21 protein-coding genes and 2 tRNA genes are annotated in these 22033 nt (G+C 36.1%); 20 read left to right on the forward strand and 3 right to left on the reverse strand.

Features of this window, described 5'->3' with window-relative positions; all coding sequences use genetic code 11:
• Positions 1-33: 33 nt before the first annotated feature.
• The 4 genes from AC1Q8L_RS10085 (at position 34) to AC1Q8L_RS10100 (ending at position 3355) form a co-directional block, all read left to right on the forward strand.
• Positions 34-1329 carry a purine/pyrimidine permease gene (locus tag AC1Q8L_RS10085; protein WP_016512274.1) on the forward strand — a complete coding sequence of 432 codons (1296 nt, stop codon included), beginning with the start codon at positions 34-36 and terminating at the stop codon, positions 1327-1329.
• A 165-nt stretch (positions 1330-1494) separates the two neighbouring features.
• Entirely contained in the window at positions 1495-1719 is a 225-nt protein-coding gene (gerE, locus tag AC1Q8L_RS10090; RefSeq protein WP_000659484.1) for a spore germination transcription factor GerE, read from the forward strand.
• A gap of 107 nt (positions 1720-1826) precedes the next feature.
• Complete coding sequence (locus tag AC1Q8L_RS10095; protein WP_016512275.1) at positions 1827-2489, forward strand: type 1 glutamine amidotransferase domain-containing protein; 663 nt, start codon at positions 1827-1829, stop codon at positions 2487-2489.
• 227 nt (positions 2490-2716) lie between these two features.
• Positions 2717-3355 (forward strand): TetR/AcrR family transcriptional regulator, encoded by a 639-nt coding sequence (locus AC1Q8L_RS10100; RefSeq protein ID WP_016512276.1) that lies wholly within the window; start codon positions 2717-2719, stop codon positions 3353-3355.
• Between the two features lie 48 nt (positions 3356-3403).
• On the opposite strand, the gene AC1Q8L_RS10105 is transcribed toward AC1Q8L_RS10100, so the two are convergent.
• Positions 3404-4087, reverse strand: a complete 684-nt coding sequence (locus AC1Q8L_RS10105; protein WP_016512277.1) for a type 1 glutamine amidotransferase domain-containing protein — start codon at positions 4085-4087, stop codon at positions 3404-3406.
• A gap of 329 nt (positions 4088-4416) precedes the next feature.
• On the opposite strand from AC1Q8L_RS10105, the gene AC1Q8L_RS10110 reads away from it, so the two are divergent.
• From AC1Q8L_RS10110 to AC1Q8L_RS10145, 8 genes are all read left to right on the forward strand, one after another.
• Positions 4417-5742, forward strand: coding sequence for an MFS transporter (locus AC1Q8L_RS10110; RefSeq protein WP_025117769.1), 1326 nt, complete (start codon positions 4417-4419; stop codon positions 5740-5742).
• Between the two features lie 213 nt (positions 5743-5955).
• The gene (gene racE, locus AC1Q8L_RS10115; protein WP_000774008.1) at positions 5956-6765 is read left to right on the forward strand and encodes a glutamate racemase; all 810 of its coding nucleotides are present in this window, start codon (positions 5956-5958) and stop codon (positions 6763-6765) included.
• Between the two features lie 183 nt (positions 6766-6948).
• Positions 6949-7998 carry a spore germination protein GerM gene (gene gerM / locus AC1Q8L_RS10120; protein ID WP_001126742.1) on the forward strand — a complete coding sequence of 350 codons (1050 nt, stop codon included), beginning with the start codon at positions 6949-6951 and terminating at the stop codon, positions 7996-7998.
• Positions 7999-8129: 131 nt separating this feature from the next.
• Positions 8130-8867, forward strand: coding sequence for a ribonuclease PH (rph, locus tag AC1Q8L_RS10125; protein WP_001261762.1), 738 nt, complete (start codon positions 8130-8132; stop codon positions 8865-8867).
• Positions 8868-8878: 11 nt separating this feature from the next.
• Positions 8879-9487, forward strand: coding sequence for an XTP/dITP diphosphatase (locus AC1Q8L_RS10130; RefSeq protein ID WP_000815949.1), 609 nt, complete (start codon positions 8879-8881; stop codon positions 9485-9487).
• Between the two features lie 13 nt (positions 9488-9500).
• Positions 9501-10004, forward strand: coding sequence for a metallophosphoesterase (locus AC1Q8L_RS10135; RefSeq protein ID WP_000645488.1), 504 nt, complete (start codon positions 9501-9503; stop codon positions 10002-10004).
• A 108-nt stretch (positions 10005-10112) separates the two neighbouring features.
• Positions 10113-10186, forward strand: a tRNA-Gly gene (locus tag AC1Q8L_RS10140).
• Position 10187: 1 nt separating this feature from the next.
• Positions 10188-10261, forward strand: a tRNA-Arg gene (locus tag AC1Q8L_RS10145).
• Between the two features lie 157 nt (positions 10262-10418).
• On the opposite strand, the gene AC1Q8L_RS10150 is transcribed toward AC1Q8L_RS10145, so the two are convergent.
• The gene (locus AC1Q8L_RS10150) at positions 10419-10778 is read right to left on the reverse strand and encodes a DUF6572 domain-containing protein (RefSeq protein WP_000061063.1); all 360 of its coding nucleotides are present in this window, start codon (positions 10776-10778) and stop codon (positions 10419-10421) included.
• A 363-nt stretch (positions 10779-11141) separates the two neighbouring features.
• On the opposite strand from AC1Q8L_RS10150, the gene AC1Q8L_RS10155 reads away from it, so the two are divergent.
• Positions 11142-11342, forward strand: a complete 201-nt coding sequence (locus tag AC1Q8L_RS10155) for a hypothetical protein (RefSeq protein WP_000124460.1) — start codon at positions 11142-11144, stop codon at positions 11340-11342.
• A 94-nt stretch (positions 11343-11436) separates the two neighbouring features.
• On the opposite strand, the gene AC1Q8L_RS10160 is transcribed toward AC1Q8L_RS10155, so the two are convergent.
• A complete protein-coding gene (locus tag AC1Q8L_RS10160) occupies positions 11437-12051 on the reverse strand; it encodes a PH domain-containing protein (RefSeq protein ID WP_016512281.1) in 615 nt (204 codons plus the stop codon).
• 519 nt (positions 12052-12570) lie between these two features.
• On the opposite strand from AC1Q8L_RS10160, the gene AC1Q8L_RS10165 reads away from it, so the two are divergent.
• From AC1Q8L_RS10165 to ysxC, 7 genes are all read left to right on the forward strand, one after another.
• Complete coding sequence (locus AC1Q8L_RS10165; RefSeq protein ID WP_001983650.1) at positions 12571-12819, forward strand: hypothetical protein; 249 nt, start codon at positions 12571-12573, stop codon at positions 12817-12819.
• Positions 12820-13016: 197 nt separating this feature from the next.
• Positions 13017-14015 (forward strand): hypothetical protein, encoded by a 999-nt coding sequence (locus tag AC1Q8L_RS10170; protein WP_000358255.1) that lies wholly within the window; start codon positions 13017-13019, stop codon positions 14013-14015.
• Positions 14016-14324: 309 nt separating this feature from the next.
• Positions 14325-15602 (forward strand): trigger factor, encoded by a 1278-nt coding sequence (tig, locus tag AC1Q8L_RS10175; RefSeq protein WP_000105215.1) that lies wholly within the window; start codon positions 14325-14327, stop codon positions 15600-15602.
• Between the two features lie 264 nt (positions 15603-15866).
• Entirely contained in the window at positions 15867-17126 is a 1260-nt protein-coding gene (gene clpX / locus AC1Q8L_RS10180) for an ATP-dependent protease ATP-binding subunit ClpX (RefSeq protein WP_000472289.1), read from the forward strand.
• A gap of 106 nt (positions 17127-17232) precedes the next feature.
• Complete coding sequence (lonB, locus tag AC1Q8L_RS10185) at positions 17233-18903, forward strand: ATP-dependent protease LonB (protein ID WP_000119173.1); 1671 nt, start codon at positions 17233-17235, stop codon at positions 18901-18903.
• Between the two features lie 182 nt (positions 18904-19085).
• Entirely contained in the window at positions 19086-21416 is a 2331-nt protein-coding gene (lon, locus tag AC1Q8L_RS10190) for an endopeptidase La (protein ID WP_000097288.1), read from the forward strand.
• Positions 21413-22009, forward strand: coding sequence for a ribosome biogenesis GTP-binding protein YsxC (gene ysxC, locus AC1Q8L_RS10195; protein WP_000869118.1), 597 nt, complete (start codon positions 21413-21415; stop codon positions 22007-22009). The genes lon and ysxC overlap by 4 nt, the downstream gene beginning before the upstream one ends.
• The last annotated feature ends 24 nt before the right edge of the window (positions 22010-22033 follow it).

A 22033-nucleotide genomic window follows, 5' to 3' on the forward strand; every position in this document is an offset into this window, starting at 1 on the left:
TACAATATATTTTTTATAGGAAAGCTAGAAGGGATGAAAATTTTGGACAATCAACATAACCAAAATCATATTATGGGAACTTTGCAATGGTTTATATTTTTATTAGCAAATTCAATCGCACTACCAATTGTCGTTGGCGGATTATTTCATCTTACGACGGAAGAAATATTTTATTTAATGCAGCGTACGTTTTTTGTAGTTGGTATATCTTCTTTTTTACAAGGCTGGCTTGGGCATAGACTGCCAATTGCGGATGGGCCGGCTGGATCTTGGGTTGGTGTATTTACCGTACTTGCTTATGCAACGGCCGGACAGGATCAATTACATAGTACACTGCAAATTTTAGAATTAGGAATGATAATCTCCGGTGTTCTTTTAATAGGATTAGGAGTAACTGGTTTTATAGGACGTATTTTATTTTTATTTACGCCGCTTGTGACAGGGACGTTTTTACTTTTATTATGTTTACAATTAAGTGGTGTATTTTTAAAAGGAATGTTAGGAATTACAGCTACTATTTCTCAAATCGACGGATTTACAGCAATGATCGCGTTTAGTATATTTTTGTTCGTTATTATACTATCTAATTTCGGAAAAGGCTTTGTCAAAAGTTATGCAGTTTTAATAGGATTAATTAGTGGGTGGATTATTTTTCTCATTGCAGGAAAAGTGACAATCCCATCTCAAGTAACTCATTTTGTGCAACTTCCACATATATTTGCTTGGGGACTTCCGAAATGGAATACAGGTATGGCTGTGTCAAGTTTCGTTATGGTATGTATTTTAGTTTCGAATACGGTGGCAGCTATTATAGCAATTAATCAAGCAACTATTCATAAAGCGACTATTGAACAAAAACAGTTGAAAGATGGAACATGGGTTGGGGGGATTTCACATATCATCTCTTCTGTATTTTCAACTGTAGGTGTCGTTCCGTTACCAGCAACGGCAGGATTTATACGTTTAACAAAACAAAAGTATATACGATCGTTCTTAATGGCATGTGCGTTACTAGTCGTAATGTCTCTTTTTCCAAGTATTATTCGTTACTTAGCATCTTTACCATCTGCTATCGCATCGGCTGTTTTAATGGCTTCGTTCGTACAGTTAATTGGAATTGGATTTAATAATATAAAACAAGTGCCGATGAGTGAAAGGAATGTAACGATTTTAGGCGTTGCGGTATTATTTGGCAGCGGCGTTATGTTTTTACCGTCTGGAGCACTCCAATCCTTGCCGTCTGTTATGCAATATATATTCGGTAATGGTTTATTTGTAGGTACGGTTGTAAGTATATTGCTAGAACAAATATGGCGCGTTGGAAAGTAAGTGGATAAAAAGAGTGTACGCACTGTATAAAAGTCTAAAATAACATAGGAAATAAAGCCCATTTTCATTCACCACCTGCACATTTCGTTCATACAATATCTTGACTAAATAAACACCCAACTTACACATACACAGCTCTGGCTTAAGCAAGGAGGGTTATACCAGTTGAAGGAAAAAGCGTATCAATCTAAACCTTTACTCACAAAGAGAGAAAGAGAAGTATTTGAATTACTGGTTCAAGATAAAACAACGAAGGAAATTGCAGGTGAACTTTTTATAAGTGAAAAGACAGTTCGCAACCACATCTCAAACGCAATGCAAAAGCTAGGGGTTAAAGGACGTTCACAAGCAGTTGTGGAGCTTCTTCGTATGGGAGAGCTCGAACTATAAGAAAGCAGCCGACTTTTATACAAAGAGTCGGCTATTTTTTTGTTTGCTTCACTTGCTATATGAATGATAAGAACACTCCATACATAAATAGGTAATAAGGAGGGGATATGTTGAAAAGGATACTGTTAGTTTCAACAAGTGCTCATGATATGAATGGACACCCGACGGGTTTGTGGCTTGAAGAGCTCGCAGCTCCTTATCATTTATTTAAAAAGGCTAAGTTTGATGTTGATATTGTGTCAATAAAAGGCGGGAGAGTACCTATAGATAGAGTGTCTATTCCGAATGGTATACCTCGCGAATTCAAGCATGTAGCTTCTTTATTACAAAATACGAGGCCGATTTCAAATGTTCATTTCTCGGATTATGATGCGGTTTTATTTGGTGGTGGGCACGGGGCGATTGTAGATTTTCCAGGCAATCCATATGTAGCAAATTTGATTGAGAATATGTATAACAATAACCGGATTGTAGCGGCTGTTTGTCACGGAGTAAGCTCCTTAGTCGGTGTGAAAAATAAGGATAGCTCGTTTTTTGTTGCCGGTAAGCGTATAACAGGTTATACAAACGATGAAGAAAAAGCTGTACATTTAGAAAAGCGCGTTCCGTTTTTGTTAGAAAGTAAGTTGAAAGAAGAAGGAGCTTTGTTTTATGTAGCGCCTAATTTTACGCCGCATGTGGTAGTAGATGGGCATTTAATTACAGGGCAAAATCCACAGTCTAGCGTGGAAATAGGTAAGGCTATAAAAAGGGCTGTAAATAAATTATAGAAAAAGTACCCGCTACTAACAAAGGTAGTGGGTATTTTTATCCTAAAATTCCCCCCTCAAAATTGGTTTGTAACTGTCCAGTTGGTGATAATGGATTCTAGTTCTTTATGTATAGTATATGAAAATGTAATAAACTAAAAAAGCATAATGAGTATAATAACTTCATTTATAATCATTCGTGAATTTGCTATACTATTTTGTATGGACAAAAGGGGAGGCTCTTTTAAATGAGAAAAGTCGCATGTGCAAATACTTATATTAATAAAATAAAGCCCGTTATTAGAAAGACGAGTTTTAGCCAATTGAAAATAGATGAAATTGCGAAATATATGGATATTAGTAAAGCTACTTTATATAAACGTTTTTCTTCGAAAGATGAAATTATTGAGGCGGTAGTAGAGGATTTTATGAATTATCTACTCGAAGGTGATGCGGACAATCAAGATGAAAGCATGTCTTTTGCAGAACGTTTCCAAAAGACGTTTATCCACTCTTTAAAATGTGTGACATATATTTCGGATGTTTTTTTGCAAGATTTGAAAGAAGCATATCCGCATTTGTCAGATCAATTAGTCGCTGCACAACAAAATCGTAATCATAATTTGCAAATGTTTTTTGAAGCGGGTATGGAACAAGGTTATTTTAATAAAATGAATGCACAATTATTTATGGTACAAGATGATGTGATGTTACGACGTATTATAGATCATTCTTTTTGTATTCAGTACGATATTACTTTAAAGAAAGCGATATTTGATTTTTATCAATTAAAGAAGTATCAACTTTTTAAACCAGAGTATATAGAAGCAATTGATGATTCTGAAATTGAAAAAGAAGTTATTGCTATTTTGCAAATGATTTCGTAAAAAAGCAGATCTCCCTTAGTAGAGGGGAATCTGCTTTTTTAGTACATATTATTTTTGCAACTGTTTTAATACTAATTCGGCTACTGAACCACCTGAAGCTGGGTTTTGACCAGTGATAACACGATTATCTTCTAGAGAAAAAGCTTCCCAAGGCTGTGCAGCTTTTTCGTAAAGTCCTCCATTTTTAATGAGTTCATCTTCTGTTAAAAATGGAACGAATTGATCTAATTCAGCTAATTTTTCTTCTTCATTTGAAAAGCCTGTTACCTTCTTACCGCTAATTAAACGATCCCCATTACTTAATGTAATATGAAATAAACCAGCTGCTCCATGACAAACGGAAGAAACAATACCGCCGTTTTCATAAATATTGCGGCTAATATTTTGAAGTTCTTTATTTTCTGGGAAGTCCCAAATAACCCCGTGACCACCTGCGTAATAAATAACAGCGTAGTCTTCTGGATTCACTTCACTTGGTTTCATTGTAGAACCGAGGCGATTCATAAACTCTTTCTTTTGGTACCATTCCCAATCGATGCTCTCCGCCATTGCTAAACTATGTGGATCAATTGGTGTATAACCGCCTTGTGGACTGACGTAATCAACTTCGTAACCCGCTTCTTCTACTTTTTTTACGAAATGTACAGCTTCACCGAGCCAAAGTCCGGTAGCCCTATTTAAATTTGGGTATTTTTCTACGCTTGTTAATACAACTAACATTTTTTTCTTCATCATAATCCTCCTATAATGTCTCTTCTATATAAAAGTTCTGTGTTCGTTTCATTTTATTAAGTTAAAAAATGCAAATTTGAATAATCATGCCAGTCCTCCTTATATCAGCTTCGAAATTAGTGTATAATAACTTTTGAACAAAGTAAACTAAAAAGACTAAATTAGTTTACTTTGTATGTTTTTCGTTTCGAATTCAATTTATCGCGCGATAAATTAGCACCATTTATACATTTAATGAAGTTGTTTAGTGGTGATACAACATTTAAATAACTTCATTTTTTTATCTATAGTTTGACAGTTTTAAAATTGCAATCAGGAGAGTGTTACACATGGGGAAAGATATAAGTAACCATTCGAAATGGTTTGTTTTTACATTATGTTTTATTGTTTTGTTAGGACCGATGAACGCTGTGTTATTTAATGTAGCGCTAGAGGATATTGCCAATGATTTATCAATTAGTCAATTGAAAGTAAGTTGGGTTGTAGTAGGGTATTCTTTAGTCGTCGGTATCGGTTCGATGATATATGGAAAACTGGCTGATCGTTACAGTGTAAAAAGGCTATTAATTATTTCTATTATCATATTTGTAGCGGGTTCTATTGTTGGGTTTTTGAATCAATCTTATGAGATTATCATTTTCGCAAGGTTAGTGCAGGCGAGCGGAGGAGCAGCGTTTATTGCGCTTAGTATGATTGCGGTGGCGAAATTAGTTGCTCCAACTAAAAAACCGGGTGCGTTAGCAATGATTAGTTCTTCTATTGCATTAGCGGTTGGTATTGGACCTTTAGTTGGTGGGGCAATTACAAATACGTTAGGGTGGCCGTATTTATTTTTATTTATGGTTATTTCAATGGTTGGTATTTTCTTGCTCGTAAAATTTATGCCAGAAGAGGTGCAACATACCGATGAAGTGTTCCACTTTGATTTCATTGGAGCATTTTTATTATTTGTATTGATTACGACCGTTTTATTAGGAGTGAATATTAATAGTTGGCTTTTTGTGTTATCTGTTGCTTTCCTATTTTTATTCAAGGCTCATATGAAGAGAGCAGAGTCGCCGTTTATTGATATTGAGTTGTTTACAAATAAACCATTCCTGCGTTTAATAGCGGTCGGATTTATCATTAATGTGGCGTTATGTGCTAGTTTATTATTATTACCATTACTGTTAGGAAGAGGGCACGGATTGTCTCCGTTCGTTATTGGAATTGTATTGTTTGTTGCATCTCTCTTTGGTATTGTATCTAGTTTTATTACCGGAAAGATTATTCCTGCGTTTGGGAATGTGAGGATGATGTATGTAGCGTCTGTAGTTATGATCATTGGCTTTTTAATTTTAGGGATTATTCCAGACGGGAACTTACTCTTTATTTTATTTGCGGTTATTTTAACATTTATGAGTTATTCGGCAATTCAAGTATCATTAAACACATTTATTCCGAAAACATTAAATCCAGCTAAAGTTGGAGTTGGCCTTGGTTTATATAATTTAATTAACTTTTTCGGTATGGCATTCGGACCAGCTGTAGCGAGCAAAATTATGGAATCTACAAATAGTTATCGATTGAATTTTATTTTGATCGTCATTTTAATTTCTGTTCATTTCGTCTTATTAATGGGAATGTCTTCTTTTCAAAAAAAGATGGATCAATGAATATGCACTTTATATAGAAGAAACCGACTTTCTTATAGAAGGTCGGTTATTTTTCTATCTTGCAAATTATGAAAAAAAGGAGCAAAATAAAAAAGGTCCTAGTCTATACATGGGCAAATGAAAATTTTCATACAGAAGCATTTGAAGTGAGCGAACTTAAAGTGTGTAAAATATAATGATAAACATAAAAGATGATGAATGAGAAAATGGGTGATGAAGTTGAATAGAGCAATCGGTGTTATCGATTCAGGAGTTGGCGGTTTAACAGTAGCGAAGGAATTAATTCGTCAGTTGCCGAAAGAGCGTATCATATATTTAGGAGATACAGCACGTTGTCCTTATGGTCCACGTTCTCGAGAAGAAGTACGTCAATTTACGTGGGAAATGACGGAGCATTTACTAGGTTTAAATATTAAAATGTTAGTTATTGCGTGTAATACAGCAACTGCAGTTGTATTAGAAGAGATGCAAAAACAATTACCAATTCCAGTAGTAGGAGTTATTCACCCAGGATCACGTACAGCTTTAAAAGTGACAAACACGTATCACGTTGGGATTATTGGAACGATTGGAACGGTGAAAAGTGGTGCATACGAAGAGGCGTTAAAGTCTATTAATAACCGTGTTATGGTAGAAAGTTTAGCTTGTCCACCTTTCGTTGAACTTGTAGAGAGTGGGAATTTCGAAAGTGAAATGGCGTATGAAGTTGTAAGAGAAACGCTGCAACCACTGAAAAGTACCGATATTGATACACTTATATTAGGGTGTACACACTATCCGATTTTAGGACCTGTTATTAAAAAAGTAATGGGAAATAAAGTACAACTAATTAGTTCTGGTGATGAAACAGCACGTGAAGTAAGTACAATCTTATATCATAGTAAAATGTTGAATGAAGGAGAAGAACAAAGCGATCATCTCTTCTTAACAACAGGAAAAATAGGCTTGTTTAAAGAAATTGCATCAAAATGGTTCGGTCAACCGATTGAAAATGTGAAGCATATTCATTTAGAAAAAGAATAATAGTAGAATTCATATAAGTGAGCTCCTGAGAAATCAGGAGTTTTTTGTTTTATCTTGCTATTTGCTGGGCGGTTAGACCCTCCACTGATTAAAGTTTCACTTTATAAGAGGCACAGCTTGTTCTAAAATGTGAAACGGCTCGTATACATAATAGTACAAACTTAGATTTTAGGGGGGAATGGCATGCCTAAATCCACTTTTAAATGGGTTGTTGGTGCTACTGTGAGCGCTGTTTTACTAACAGGGTGTGGCTTTATAAATCAGGAGAAAGCAACTGAACAAATTGATCCGCCAAAACAAGTTACGTATACAGAGGGTGGGAAGAAAGAAGTAGCTAAAAAAGATAAGCAAGGGCAAATGGTAAATAGAGAACTATACCTTGTTGATAAAAATGGTTATGTTGTACCACAAACGTTAGCTATACCTACTCCGAAAGCAAATGAGACTGTGAAGCAAACGTTAGAATACCTTGTGAAAGATGGACCGGTAACGAATTTATTACCGAATGGGTTTCGTGCAGTCATTCCGGCGAATACAACGATGACTTTAGATTTGAAAAAGGACGGGACGGCAGTTATTGATTTCTCTAAAGAAATGAAAAACTATGCGAAAGAAGAAGAGCGTCAAATCATTGAATCTATAGCGTGGACGTTGACGCAATTTGCAGAGATAAAACAAGTGCAGTTCCAAATAAATGGTGAGAAATTGGCGAAAATGCCGGTTGCTGGTACACCGCTTGGTGAAGGAGTGAGCCGTGCAAATGGTATTAACTTTGATGATGAACAAGTAGCAGATGTAACGAATACAAAACCAGTCACACTATATTTCATGGCGCAAAATAATAATAAACAGCAATACTACGTACCAGTCACACGCCGCGTTGCGGAAGGAAAAGAAAATGATTATGCAGCAATTATAGATGAACTTGTAAAAGGTCCGATTCATCAATCACTCCTGAATGATTTTAATCCAGGCGTTAAGCTTATTACGAATCCGAAATTACAAGACGGAAATCTTACATTAAACTTTAATGAAAATATATTTGTAAACCCAGATAAAAATATGATCTCAAATTACGTATTGAAGTCGTTAGTTTTATCTTTAACAGAAAAGAAAGGTGTGAAAAATATTTCTATTGAAGTGAATGGAAAAGCAAATCTTATAGATGAAAAGGGCGGAAAGTTAATAAAACCTGTAGATCGTCCAGAAAACGTGAATACAGGTAGTTTTTAATCTTGAATAATTTGATATACTTAAGTAAGAAAGGAGAATTGCTTTTTGGGTTCTCCTTCTTTTATTGTATACATATCATACATTTAAATTTGGCTATACTAACGAGTAGTAATTAAGAGGAGGTTATTTTTATGCGAGTAGATGGTAGAGAGAAAACAGAATTACGCCATATACATATTCATACGAATTATTTAAAACATCCAGAGGGATCTGTATTAATTGAAGTTGGGGATACAAAGGTGATTTGCTCAGCGACAATTGAAGAGCGTGTCCCGCCATTTATGCGTGGAGAAGGAAAGGGCTGGGTAACAGCTGAATATGCGATGATTCCACGTGCGACAGAACAACGTACAATTAGGGAGTCAAGTAAAGGGAAAGTAACAGGACGTACAATGGAAATTCAACGTCTAATTGGACGAGCATTACGTGCGGTAGTTGATTTAGAAGCGCTTGGCGAGAGAACAGTTTGGATTGACTGTGATGTTATCCAAGCAGATGGTGGAACGAGAACAGCGTCTATTACAGGTGCATATGTAGCGATGGTATTAGCTTTCGAGAAATTATTACAAGCAGAAAAAGTATCTAAAATTCCAGTAAAAGATTATTTAGCAGCAACGTCAGTAGGAATTGTTGAAGAGCAAGGTGTTGTTTTAGATTTAAACTATGCAGAAGATTCTAAAGCAGACGTTGATATGAACGTAATTATGACTGGAAAAGGCCAATTTGTTGAAGTGCAAGGAACTGGAGAAGAAGCGACGTTTAGTAGAGCGCAGTTAAATGAACTACTTGATGCTGCGGAAAAAGGCATTTTCCAACTGATTGATATACAAAAAGAAGCTTTAGGTGACATCGTATCTCATATAGAGTAGAGGTGGAAAGTATGAAACAAGTTGTTGTAGCGACAAAAAATATGGGAAAAGTACGTGAGTTTGCTGAGTTATTTGAGCGATTTGATTTAGAAGTGAAATCATTACACGATTTTCCTCATATTGAAGAAGTCGAAGAAACTGGTGAAACATTTGAAGAAAATGCGATCTTAAAAGCGGATAGTTTGAGTAGACAGTTGAATTCTATCGTAATTGCGGATGATTCGGGTCTTATTGTAGATGCTTTAAATGGAAAACCAGGAGTGTATTCAGCGCGTTTTGCTGGTGAACCGAAAAATGACCAAGCAAATATCGATAAAGTGTTACAAGAATTAAATGGCGTTGACTTTGAAAAGCGTAAAGCTCGTTTCTATTGTGCATTAGCAGTTGCTTTCCCTGAAGGTGATAAAAAGCCTGTCATTGTAAATGGGACATGTGAAGGATTTATCTTAGAACAACGCCGCGGAGAAAATGGCTTTGGATACGATCCGATTTTTTATGTGGAAGAATACAAAAAAGCAATGGCGGAATTAAGTTCAGATGAAAAAAATGCTATTAGCCATCGTGGCCGTGCTCTTCGTAAGTTAGAAGAAAAAATCCCGGAATGGTTTTTAGGAGAATAAGGGAGAGAGAATGATGAAAGCTTTAATCGTAAGCGATAGTCATAGCTCTGTGAAGGAATTACAGCAGTTGAAAGAGAAATATGAAGGGAAAGTAGATATCATGATTCATTGCGGTGATTCAGAGCTAACGCCTGCTCATGAAGAACTGCAAGGTTTCCATGTTGTAAAAGGAAACTGTGATTATGCTAACTTTCAAGATGAAATTGTAACTGATGTAGATGGAATTCGCTTCTTAGTAGTGCATGGACATCGCCATAATGTGAAAATGACATTACAAACGCTAGCGTACCATGCTGAAGAAGTGGGAGCGCAAGTTGCATGCTTCGGACATTCTCACGTATTAGGTGCGGAATTAATCGAGGGCGTTTTATTTATTAATCCAGGCAGTATTTTATTACCACGTCAACGTGTAGAAAAGACATTTGCTTTATTAGAAATGGATGAAAATCAAATGGAAGTTCGTTTTGAAACGTTAGACGGACAACTAGTTGAACAAGCAGTTTTTAAAAGAGGATAAGAAAATTTATCCTCTTTTAAAAAAGGTGTTGACTTTATGTGTGGTTATACATATAATAAATATTGTCGATAGGGCAACGGCGCTAACGAAGAAAAGAAAATAACATATGCGGGTGTAGTTTAGTGGTAAAACAAGAGCCTTCCAAGCTCTGGTCGAGAGTTCGATTCTCTTCACCCGCTCCATGTCCCAGTAGCTCAGCCGGATAGAGCATACGCCTTCTAAGCGTACGGTCGGGAGTTCGAATCTCTCCTGGGACGCTAAAAAAACCTTGTTATCTTTTGATAACAAGGTTTTTTTTTGTCTATAAATTGATGTATGTGCAAGAGGTTTAAAAATATTATAACGGGATATATGATAATGAGTATATGCAACAGATTAAAGTGCATTAAAAAGAGCGCTTAAAAACGCTCTTTGCTAGTCAGTTATATTATTTGTTTGTTCAGGCTCATCAAATGGTTTATGCACGTATTGAAAACCATATCCAGCTTCAACGAGAGCCTCATCAATCTTTTCTAAAAATTCTATGCCCCATTCAGTAAAAAGATATTTCCCGAATATCTTAATAACAAAACCATACCCTTTTACTTCAGGATACCTTTCGTAAACCTCGTCACTTTCTATAAAGCCCAAATACAAATTGATTTTTTCTTGCAGTAATTCAATATGTTTTTCCTCATCAGACCAGTCTAATTCATCAGCGATGACTAAATAGGCTATTTTTTCTTCTTTATTGTAGCCCATAAAATCAACTTTTTCTAATTCGTATAAAGACATAAGTACACCTCTTATCTATTGTTTTCTTCTAATTTCAACTTTAGTTGGAGGTATTTCCGTACCGCCTACAAAAGGTGGTTTCCCTTTGCCTACAACTGTTGCGCCATATTCCTCTTATTTAATTTAAAGAATCAATAGGCTTATGATGGAACTCAAATCCATATCCGTATTATCCTAATTTATTACTTAGAATGTTCTAAAACTTTTTACCATTCTAGTAAGATTGAGCATCGATTGTCGGAACTTATCCCCGGCAGTGTGTTACAATTAATAGAAGCGGAAAACGAGAATCTCCAATTGACTGGACCTGTGATTGGTTAGAGGGTTTAAGAAGGTCGTATAAAAAAGGGAGATGGCGCAAAGATGGCGAGATCAAATGAGAATGATTTAACGGAGAAATTGGCAGAAGGTCACCGGAAATATGGTGATGGCAATTTTACAGTACAGAATATCGGTGATGAAACTAACCCGAATTGGACTGTCGTAAAAAATGTGAGGAAGGGATCGGCAGGCATTCGCGAAGGAGAAGATATATTAAGACTGCGATCCAAATATATAAAATAGTACGGAAATGGGCGGAGCGGGAGTTCGAATCTCTCCTGGGACGCTAAGAAAACCTTGTTATCTTTTGATAACAAGGTTTTTTGTGTATTTTAAATTAGTTGTTAATAAACTTGTCAAAGACAAAACCATAATCTTTCACATTATATTGTTTCTTCGTATCAACAAGCCAGTTAAAGGCAATCTCGTTCGTTTCTTTAAATTGCTCTGCTAAGTTTACTTGTGCGTTTGAAATACGGCTAAAAGCATTAGATGCCATATCTAAACTTTTATGTGCATATTGTAATGTAATATCGTTGTCGTATGAAATTTCTTCGATTTTAAGTAAAGCCTTATATAAATCTTTTAATTCTTCAATATGTTTTTTATGAACATCAATTGAGTAATGTTCATCGCCCATTTGAAACTTAATTTCTACATCTAAATCAATCGTTCCTGCAGTTTCAAGTGCTACGTTTTTAATTTGATATTTGCTATAGCTATAGCGGCGCAGTGTACGTTTTTTGCTTGTTGCGCTTGTACCGTCTAAGTGAATTAACCCTTTGTTTGTGAAGCAATATTCATCTGATTTGGATTTAATTAGAAAGTAAATTTTCTCCCCATCTTCATGCATCACATAATCATCAGCATCGACCTTATCATAGTCTTTAGGTGTAATGACAGAACCTACATCGCTTAGTCCTAATACATCTGCCGCCATTTTTTTAAACATATATAATCCCCCTTGTAAATTAAATTCTTAATTGTACAAAAATATATTAACACGATTTTCACCAGTTGTTTTCTTGTAATACGAAAATATCTGAAAGTAAGTTAAGAAAAGTAACGAATAATTATTTTGATTCTAAATTATTTAGTAAATCTATTAGTTTAAGAGTCGATTCGTCCAAAAATAACTAAAAGAAAAAAGTTGATTTTACAAGTGATTATAGAGAAATTCCGTGAAAGCACCTCAAGCGATATGAGGTGTTTTTCAATCTCTTTTTGAAATCTTACAATTCTGTAAGGTAACTGTAAGGTAGTTCGATGGTAAGAAATTGCTAATCTTTTATAATGAAGATAACAACGATAAAACGAGGAGGAAAAAATGATGAAAGGATTAGTTGTAACGGGCTTAACGGTTGCTTTTGGATTTGTAGCGTATGAGAAATTAACGTATGTAGTTGATGTTGTGAAACATTTGATCGCTTAGAGAAAACAGCCATGAGAGGGAAAGGGAATGAGTGAATGAATGGAATGGTTATTTGGAATTATAGGTACTTGTAGTGTAGTGTTATTGTTCTTTGTCCCAAGTGGTATACTTAGTTCGACAACAAGTTTGTTCTTCTTAAGTTTGTTTGCTTGTACGATGCTTATTATTATGTTTTTAATGAAGCGAAGTAAACCAATCTTCTATTTTAGCATGATTGTTATGGCAATTATTGTTCTCCAAATTATTACCCTTGTAATATACCCCACAATTATAAAAGCTTTCCATTAATGATGAATCCTCTGCGCTTGTTGCTGGGGATTTTTATTTGTGCAATTTTAATTTTTAGTTGAAATTTATTCGTATTGGAATGTAAAAATTAAATATTTCCATATTTCAAACAAATAGTTTAGGGATGTTGTGTTCTCATTACGCATTTGATATATTTACTTTGAACATAATTAAAATCAAGAAAAAGAGGCGGACGTATGGATAAAAAAGAAAATACGGTCGTATTGTTTCCACAACTATCAGAGCGCTATATTGATGAAGGTTTTTTAGCGCTGAAAGAGCGGGAATTCGAAGATGCATTGCGTTGCTTTGAAATACTACGTCAGTATAATGCGGAAACGGAACAAACGGAATTAGCTTCAGTTATTTGTTTACTTGAATTAAAACGTATGGAAGAAGCGAAAGACAAATGTGAACAGTTGCTTAAAACAGGAGTTGTCTTATTTGGTGATATTCTTGAAACGTACGTAACTATTTTAGTTCAAACAAATGATTATGAAGGTGTTATTGAAACTGTTGAAAAGGTTTTACAAACGAAAGATATAATGCCTGATCAAAAGGAAAAATTAGCGCAGCTTGCTTTATTTGCAGAAGGTATGCTAAATGAGGGAGACGCATCGCTAGTGGATTCAAATTTTGAATTGGATGAGTTTACTAATGAAATTTTTGGAGAAAACTTTGGACAGAAGCTAAGAGCGATTCAGCGACTTTCGTTAAAAGACTTAGATCTTGCATTACCTGTTTTAAAGAAATTTTTAATAGACGAAGAGCAGCACCCCTATTTGAAAACTTCTATTTTGTATAAAATGATAGAAAGTCAGGTAGAAGAAGAAATAGAGGTAGAAAAGTTTGGAAATACGATTAAGGTGATTCCAGCATTTACAGGTCATAATGAGGAGCAATCCAATAACATTATACATAAATTATCAAGCCGATTAGAGCAAAATTATCCCGATATATTTGAAGCAATGGTTACATATTGGAAAGAGTTGCAAATTAGCGTTTTCCCATTCGCTCTATTAATGGATAAAGAAGAGATTTGGTCAGCTGTTTTAGAGAGAATTGGAAGAAAGCGTTTCGGATTGGCTATAGATGAAGAAGAGCTTATGGCAGCATATAATATCGAATTGGAAGAGTTTCATATTGCCTATCAATGGTTATTACGTGTTGAAAGAGAAGGATATTTGCCCGTATAATTATGAAAAAGAATCGTTCAGTTCTTGAAACGAGCATATTCTATGTTATAATGTAAGGGTTGCAAAAGGCGGAAATCTGCCTGTTTGTAAGAGAAGAGAAGTGTAATTCTCTTACTTAATATGTTTCATATTATTCTCGAACAAAATATACCGTAGTTGTCTTCTGGGCAATTAGTAGATTGGAACATTATATCTGAAAGCTTTTGCTAGAGGATTATTTGTGTATTTGTTATTTCAAAAAAGAGATAATGAAGATCTTAATCTATAGAGGTATGTGCATACATTATTATAGTTGGAGGGAAAGAATAAATGTCTACAAAATGGGAAAAATTAGAAGGTAACGTTGGCGTTTTAACAATCGAAGTTGATGCTAAAGAAGTAAACAACTCTATCGACGCTGCGTTCAAAAAAGTAGTAAAAACAATTAACGTACCAGGTTTCCGTAAAGGAAAAATGCCTCGTCCATTATTCGAACAACGCTTTGGTATTGAATCTTTATACCAAGATGCTTTAGATATTATTTTACCAAAAGCATACGGTGAAGCGATTGAAGAAGCTGGTATCTTCCCAGTTGATCATCCTGAAATCGACATCGAGAAGTTCGAAAAAAATGCTAACCTTATCTTCACTGCAAAAGTTACAGTGAAACCTGAAGTTAAATTAGGTGAGTACAAAGGTTTAGCAGTAGAAAAAGTTGAAACAACTGTAACTGACGAAGATGTAGAGAACGAATTAAAATCTTTACAAGAGCGTCAAGCTGAACTAGTTGTTAAAGAAGAAGGAACTGTTGAAAACGGTGATACAGCTGTAATCGACTTCGAAGGTTTCGTTGATGGCGAAGCATTTGAAGGCGGAAAAGGCGAAAACTACTCTCTAGCAATCGGTTCTGGTACATTCATCCCAGGTTTCGAAGAGCAAGTAATCGGTCTTAAATCTGGTGAGTCTAAAGACGTTGAAGTATCATTCCCAGAAGAGTACCATGCTGCTGAATTAGCTGGCAAACCAGCAACATTCAAAGTAACAATTCACGAAATCAAAACAAAAGAACTTCCTGAGTTAAACGACGAGTTCGCTAAAGAAGCAGACGAAGCGGTTGCAACTCTTGATGAATTAAAAGCAAAACTTCGCACAAACTTAGAAGAAGGCAAAAAGCACGAAGCTGAGCACAAAGTACGTGACGAAGTAGTAGAATTAGCTGCTGCTAACGCTGAAATCGAAATTCCAGAAGCTATGATCAACACTGAGTTAGATCGTATGGTTCGTGAATTCGAGCAACGTTTAAGCCAACAAGGTATGAACCTTGAGCTTTACTACCAATTCACAGGTACTGACGCTGACAAATTAAAAGAGCAAATGAAAGAAGATGCACAAAAACGTGTAAGAATCAATCTTGTTCTTGAAGCTATCATTGAAGCTGAAAACATCGAAGTTACTGAAGAAGAAGTAACTGCAGAAGTTGAAAAAATGGCTGAAATGTACGGTATGCCAGTAGACGCTATCAAGCAAGCTCTTGGAAGCGTAGACGCTTTAGCTGAAGATCTTAAAGTGCGTAAAGCTGTAGACTTCTTAGTAGAAAACGCTGCATAATAAAATAACAAGGCACGATTCTAATCGTGCCTTGTTTTATAAATATAGAAATATATTTATAAAACTTTTCGATGGAGAAGGAAAAGTTCCTTTACAAGTCGAATATACATATTTCAAAAGTTTTAAAATTTTTTTATTTGTACATAACTAGTCATATTATTTGTATTTCTCGCCACGTAGTGACATAATATGTATTTACATACGATACATTTATCGTGTACATACGAAGGCAAGAGGTTAGCACTTTGTAAGGGGTGTGAAAATATGTTTAAATTTAATGATGAAAAAGGGCAATTAAAATGTTCTTTCTGTGGTAAAACACAAACGCAAGTTCGAAAGTTAGTGGCAGGTCCAGGTGTTTACATTTGTGACGAGTGTATCGAACTTTGTACTGAAATTGTACAAGAGGAGCTTGCGAAGGACGAAGAAGTAGAATTCAAAGATGTACCGAAACCGGTAGAAATTCGTGAAATCTTAGATGAGTATGTCATCGGGCAAGATAGCGCGAAAAAAGCACTAGCGGTAGCGGTATATAACCATTACAAACGCATTAATTCTAACAGCAAAATTGATGATGTAGAATTAGCGAAGAGTAATATCGCACTTATCGGGCCAACAGGTAGTGGTAAAACATTACTTGCACAAACGTTAGCGCGTATTCTAAATGTTCCATTTGCAATCGCGGACGCAACATCTTTAACAGAAGCTGGATATGTTGGGGAAGATGTAGAAAATATCTTACTAAAATTAATTCAAGCAGCTGATTATGATGTAGAGAAAGCGGAAAAAGGAATCATTTATATTGATGAGATTGATAAAGTGGCACGTAAGTCCGAAAATCCATCAATTACACGTGATGTATCTGGTGAAGGTGTGCAGCAGGCACTTCTGAAAATTTTAGAAGGTACTGTAGCAAGCGTTCCACCTCAAGGTGGTCGTAAGCATCCGCACCAAGAGTTTATTCAAATTGATACAACGAACATCTTATTCATTTGTGGTGGAGCGTTTGATGGCATTGAGCCGATTATTAAACGTCGCCTTGGTGAGAAAGTAATTGGATTTGGTTCTGAGAAGAAAAATGCTGATGTAAATGAGAAGCATGTTTTATCTCACGTATTACCAGAGGATCTTTTAAGATTTGGTTTAATTCCAGAGTTTATCGGTCGTCTTCCAGTTATTGCGAACCTAGAGCCACTTGATGAAGATGCTCTTGTTGATATTTTAACGAAACCGAAAAATGCACTTGTTAAGCAATTCCAAAAACTATTGGAGCTTGACGATGTTGAGTTAGAGTTTGAAGAAGGTGCACTAATCGAAATTGCGAAAAAAGCAATTGAACGTAAAACGGGTGCTCGTGGACTTCGTTCTATTATTGAAGGCTTAATGCTTGATGTAATGTTCGAACTTCCATCTCGTAAAGATATCGAGAAGTGTATTCTTACAAAAGAAACAGTAGCTGATAATGAACCGCCAAAATTGGTGTTACAAGACGGTACTGTACTTGATACAAAAACATCTGCATAATGCGAAAGGGAAACAGCAATTTTTATAATTGCTGTTTTTCTTTATGTTTAGCTACGTTCCTCCGCGGAAATACTAAGAGATAAAATATTGCGGGAGGAAATAAATAATGAGCTGGACAAATATATTTTTAGTTGTTCAACTTGTTTTTGGTGTAATTGTCGGATTATATTTCTGGCATTTACTTCGAAATCAACGAACACAAAAAGTTTCAATTGATCGAGAATCGAAAAAAGAATTAGAACAGCTTCGTAAAATGCGTGAGATTTCTTTAACAGAGCCGCTAGCAGAAAAGGTGCGTCCTACAACCTTTTTAGATATTGTAGGGCAAGAGGACGGGATTAAGTCCTTAAAAGCGGCTCTTTGTGGTCCGAATCCGCAACATGTAATCATATATGGTCCGCCAGGTGTTGGGAAAACAGCGGCAGCACGTCTTGTATTAGAAGAAGCGAAACGAAATCCTAAATCTCCATTTCGTACGAATGCAACATTTATTGAACTTGATGCGACGACAGCTCGGTTTGATGAACGTGGTATCGCAGACCCTTTAATTGGTTCGGTGCATGATCCGATTTATCAAGGTGCTGGGGCGATGGGGCAAGCAGGTATTCCGCAACCGAAAAAAGGTGCTGTAACAGATGCGCATGGTGGTATTTTGTTTATTGATGAGATTGGCGAACTCCATCCGATTCAAATGAACAAAATGTTAAAGGTGTTAGAAGATCGAAAAGTATTTTTAGAAAGTGCGTACTATAGTGAAGAAAATACGATGATCCCAACATATATACATGATATTTTCCAAAAAGGCTTACCGGCAGATTTTCGCTTAGTTGGAGCAACGACACGTTCGCCAGAGGAAATTCCTCCTGCTATTCGATCACGTTGCTTAGAAGTATTTTTCCGTGAATTAGATACGGAAGAGATTCAAAAAGTAGCGAAAAACGCTGCGGAAAAAGTGGAAATGCAAATAGGTGAAAATGGTATTGAAATGATTGGGATGTATGCAAGAAATGGACGAGAGGCGATTAATCTCGTACAAATTTCTGCTGGTATGGCGATAAATGAAGAACGTTCTTTCATTAAAGATGAAGATATAGAGTGGGTTGTTCACTCAAGTCAGCTTACACCGAAATACGAAAAGCACATTTATCCGATTCCAAGGATTGGTCTTGTAAATGGTCTTGCTGTATACGGACCAAATACAGGTGCGTTATTAGAAATTGAAGTAACAGCAATTCCGGCAAAAGATAAAGGATCGGTAAATGTTACCGGAATTGTAGAAGAAGAAAGTATTGGTAGTCAAACGAAATCGATTCGCCGTAAAAGTATGGCAAAAGGCTCTGTTGATAATGTATTAACAGTACTTCGTTCTTTAGATGTGTTGCCAGAAGGATACGATATACATATTAATTTTCCAGGTGGTATCCCAATTGATGGACCTTCTGCAGGAATCGCTATGGCAACAGGTGTATATTCTGCGGTGCATCGCACATATGTAAATAATGAAGTAGCGATGACAGGTGAAATAAGTATACACGGAGAAGTAAAGCCTATTGGTGGCGTGTACGCAAAAATAAAAGCTGCGAAAAAAGCGGGAGCTAAGAAAGTCATTATTCCTGCTGAAAATATGCAACCATTTTTGTATACGATAAAGGGAATCGAAATTATTCCTGTCCGTAAATTAAAAGAAGTATTTGAGTTAACGTTTATGCAAGAAAATATGCATAGAGAGCTAGATGTACATACTAACGTAGACGAAACAGATGCACAATCTATGTAAAAATAAACAATAATAAAATTTGCCAGACTTCGTTTAAGTTTGTATGCTTAATCGGAGTCTTTTTTCTTTTCGTGAGGTAGAAAAACAAGCTATTTACAATTGCGAGGAATCTCAGCAATTGCATCTAGGTGTATTGTAATATAAAATAGTTGAACAGGAGTTTAATTTATTATGGAGGTGCTATGTCTAGTATGAATACGAACGAAAGAATCGTGCCCCTCCTACCATTAAGAGGCGTTCTCGTATATCCAACGATGGTTTTGCATCTTGATGTAGGACGTGATAAATCGATACAAGCACTAGAGCAGGCGGCAATGGATGAAAATATCATCTTTTTAGCAATGCAAAAAGAAATGAATATCGATGATCCGAAAGAAGATGACATATATAGTGTAGGTACAGTGGCGAAAGTAAAGCAAATGCTAAAATTGCCGAACGGTACGCTTCGTGTCCTTGTGGAAGGTTTACATAGAGCAGAAGTAATAGAGTTTATCGAAGAAGAGAATGTAGTACAAGTGTCTATTAAAACGGTAACTGAAGAAGTAGAAGATGATTTAGAAGAGAAAGCTCTTATGCGTACGTTACTGGAGCATTTCGAACAATATATTAAAGTTTCGAAAAAAGTTTCAAATGAAACATTTGCAACGGTAGCTGATGTAGAGGAACCAGGGAGATTAGCTGATTTAATTGCTTCTCACTTGCCGATTAAAACGAAGCAGAAACAAGAGATTCTAGAGATTGTATCTGTAAAAGAACGATTACATACACTTATTTCAATTATTCAAGATGAACAAGAGTTACTTAGCCTAGAAAAGAAAATTGGGCAACAAGTGAAACGTTCAATGGAGCGCACGCAAAAAGAATATTTCTTACGTGAGCAAATGAAGGCGATTCAAACTGAACTTGGCGACAAAGAAGGTAAGGGTGGAGAAGTAGAAGAACTTCGTGAAAAAATTGAACAGTCAGGAATGCCTGAAGAAACAATGAAGGCTGCGCTGAAAGAATTAGATCGTTATGAAAAGTTACCAGCAAGTTCTGCGGAGAGTGGTGTTATTCGCAATTATATTGATTGGTTATTAGCGCTTCCGTGGACAGAGGCAACAGAAGATATAATTGATCTTGCTCATTCGGAAGAGATTTTAAATAACGATCATTACGGTCTTGAAAAAGTGAAAGAGCGTGTACTTGAATATTTAGCTGTACAGAAGTTAACGAATTCATTAAAAGGACCTATCCTTTGTTTAGTAGGCCCTCCTGGGGTCGGAAAAACTTCGTTAGCGCGTTCAATTGCAACATCATTGAATCGTAACTTTGTCCGTGTATCTCTTGGTGGTGTGCGTGATGAATCTGAAATTCGTGGTCACCGCCGTACATATGTTGGAGCAATGCCAGGACGCATTATTCAAGGTATGAAAAAGGCGAAAACAGTTAATCCAGTCTTCTTATTAGATGAGATTGATAAAATGTCTAACGATTTCCGTGGAGATCCATCAGCAGCATTACTTGAAGTATTAGATCCAGAACAAAACCATAACTTCAGTGATCATTACATTGAAGAACCATATGATCTATCGAAAGTTATGTTTGTAGCAACTGCTAATACACTTTCAAGTATTCCAGGTCCGTTACTTGACCGTATGGAAATCATTTCGATTGCTGGCTATACAGAACTTGAAAAAGTACACATTGCTCGTGAGCATTTATTGCCGAAACAATTAAAAGAGCATGGCTTACGAAAAGGTAATTTACAAGTACGTGATGAAGCGCTTCTTGAAATTATTCGTTATTATACACGTGAGGCTGGTGTTCGTACGCTAGAACGCCAAATTGCAAAAGTTTGCCGTAAAGTAGCGAAAATTATCGTTACAGCAGAACGTAAACGTATCGTTGTGACAGAGAAAAAGATTGTTGATTTACTTGGTAAACACATATTCCGTTATGGGCAAGCTGAAAAAACAGACCAAGTTGGTATGGCAACAGGTCTAGCTTACACAGCAGCAGGCGGCGATACACTTGCAATTGAAGTTTCTGTAGCGCCAGGAAAAGGGAAACTAATTTTAACAGGGAAACTTGGGGATGTTATGAAAGAATCAGCACAAGCTGCGTTTAGTTATATACGTTCTCGTGCAGAAGAGCTTCAGATTGATCCGAATTTCCATGAGAAAAATGATATTCATATTCATGTTCCAGAAGGAGCAGTTCCGAAAGATGGACCGTCAGCAGGTATTACGATGGCAACGGCACTTATTTCTGCACTAACAGGTATTCCTGTAAGTAAAGAAGTAGGTATGACAGGTGAAATTACACTTCGTGGTCGTGTATTACCAATTGGTGGCTTAAAAGAAAAAACATTAAGTGCTCACCGCGCAGGCTTAACAAAAATTATTTTGCCAGCAGAAAACGAGAAAGATTTAGATGATATTCCAGAGAGCGTAAAAGAAAACCTTACGTTTGTGCTTGCATCTCATTTAGATGAAGTATTGGAGCACGCATTAGTAGGAGTGAAACAATGAAAGTAACAAAAGCAGATATTGTAATTAGTGCTGTTAAACCAGAACAATATCCAGACAGTGATTTACCAGAAATTGCATTAGCAGGTCGTTCAAATGTCGGGAAGTCTTCCTTTATTAATAAAATTTTAAATCGTAAAAAGTTAGTGCGTATTTCTTCTAAACCAGGAAAAACGCAAACGCTGAACTTTTTCTTGATCAATGAGATGATGCATTTTGTTGACGTTCCAGGTTATGGATATGCGAAAGTGTCTAAATCGGAGCGCGCGGCATGGGGGAAAATGATTGAAACGTACTTTACAACGCGTAAGCAATTAGACGCAGCTGTATTAGTAGTTGATTTACGTCACCAACCGACAAGTGATGACGTGATGATGTATGATTTCTTAAAGCATTATGAAATCCCAACAATTATTATTGCGACGAAAGCTGATAAAATCCCGAAAGGGAAATGGCAAAAGCATTTAAAAGTTGTAAAAGAAACGCTTGCTGTTGAAATTGGCGATGAAATCGTTCTATTCTCTTCTGAAACAGGACTTGGAAAAGAAGAAGCGTGGAAGGCAATTCATAAAATGACAAAAACAAAAAACGCGTGACGAATGTCGCGCGTTTTTTTCTTT

The organism is Bacillus sp. GW823-FHT06A11, assembly GCF_058795355.1.

Bases quoted from the DNA above. Each gene is read 5' to 3' on its own strand.
- AC1Q8L_RS10085 (WP_016512274.1), top strand. From the start codon at position 34: ATGAAAATTTTGGACAATCAACATAACCAAAATCATATTATGGGAACT.
- AC1Q8L_RS10095 (WP_016512275.1), top strand. From the start codon at position 1,827: ATGTTGAAAAGGATACTGTTAGTTTCAACAAGTGCTCATGATATGAAT.
- AC1Q8L_RS10100 (WP_016512276.1), top strand. From the start codon at position 2,717: ATGAGAAAAGTCGCATGTGCAAATACTTATATTAATAAAATAAAGCCC.
- AC1Q8L_RS10105 (WP_016512277.1), bottom strand. From the start codon at position 4,087: ATGAAGAAAAAAATGTTAGTTGTATTAACAAGCGTAGAAAAATACCCA.
- AC1Q8L_RS10110 (WP_025117769.1), top strand. From the start codon at position 4,417: ATGGGGAAAGATATAAGTAACCATTCGAAATGGTTTGTTTTTACATTA.
- racE (WP_000774008.1), top strand. From the start codon at position 5,956: ATGAAGTTGAATAGAGCAATCGGTGTTATCGATTCAGGAGTTGGCGGT.
- gerM (WP_001126742.1), top strand. From the start codon at position 6,949: ATGCCTAAATCCACTTTTAAATGGGTTGTTGGTGCTACTGTGAGCGCT.
- rph (WP_001261762.1), top strand. From the start codon at position 8,130: ATGCGAGTAGATGGTAGAGAGAAAACAGAATTACGCCATATACATATT.
- AC1Q8L_RS10130 (WP_000815949.1), top strand. From the start codon at position 8,879: ATGAAACAAGTTGTTGTAGCGACAAAAAATATGGGAAAAGTACGTGAG.
- AC1Q8L_RS10135 (WP_000645488.1), top strand. From the start codon at position 9,501: ATGAAAGCTTTAATCGTAAGCGATAGTCATAGCTCTGTGAAGGAATTA.
- AC1Q8L_RS10150 (WP_000061063.1), bottom strand. From the start codon at position 10,778: ATGTCTTTATACGAATTAGAAAAAGTTGATTTTATGGGCTACAATAAA.
- AC1Q8L_RS10155 (WP_000124460.1), top strand. From the start codon at position 11,142: ATGGCGAGATCAAATGAGAATGATTTAACGGAGAAATTGGCAGAAGGT.
- AC1Q8L_RS10160 (WP_016512281.1), bottom strand. From the start codon at position 12,051: ATGTTTAAAAAAATGGCGGCAGATGTATTAGGACTAAGCGATGTAGGT.
- AC1Q8L_RS10165 (WP_001983650.1), top strand. From the start codon at position 12,571: ATGGAATGGTTATTTGGAATTATAGGTACTTGTAGTGTAGTGTTATTG.
- AC1Q8L_RS10170 (WP_000358255.1), top strand. From the start codon at position 13,017: ATGGATAAAAAAGAAAATACGGTCGTATTGTTTCCACAACTATCAGAG.
- tig (WP_000105215.1), top strand. From the start codon at position 14,325: ATGTCTACAAAATGGGAAAAATTAGAAGGTAACGTTGGCGTTTTAACA.
- clpX (WP_000472289.1), top strand. From the start codon at position 15,867: ATGTTTAAATTTAATGATGAAAAAGGGCAATTAAAATGTTCTTTCTGT.
- lonB (WP_000119173.1), top strand. From the start codon at position 17,233: ATGAGCTGGACAAATATATTTTTAGTTGTTCAACTTGTTTTTGGTGTA.
- lon (WP_000097288.1), top strand. From the start codon at position 19,086: ATGTCTAGTATGAATACGAACGAAAGAATCGTGCCCCTCCTACCATTA.
- ysxC (WP_000869118.1), top strand. From the start codon at position 21,413: ATGAAAGTAACAAAAGCAGATATTGTAATTAGTGCTGTTAAACCAGAA.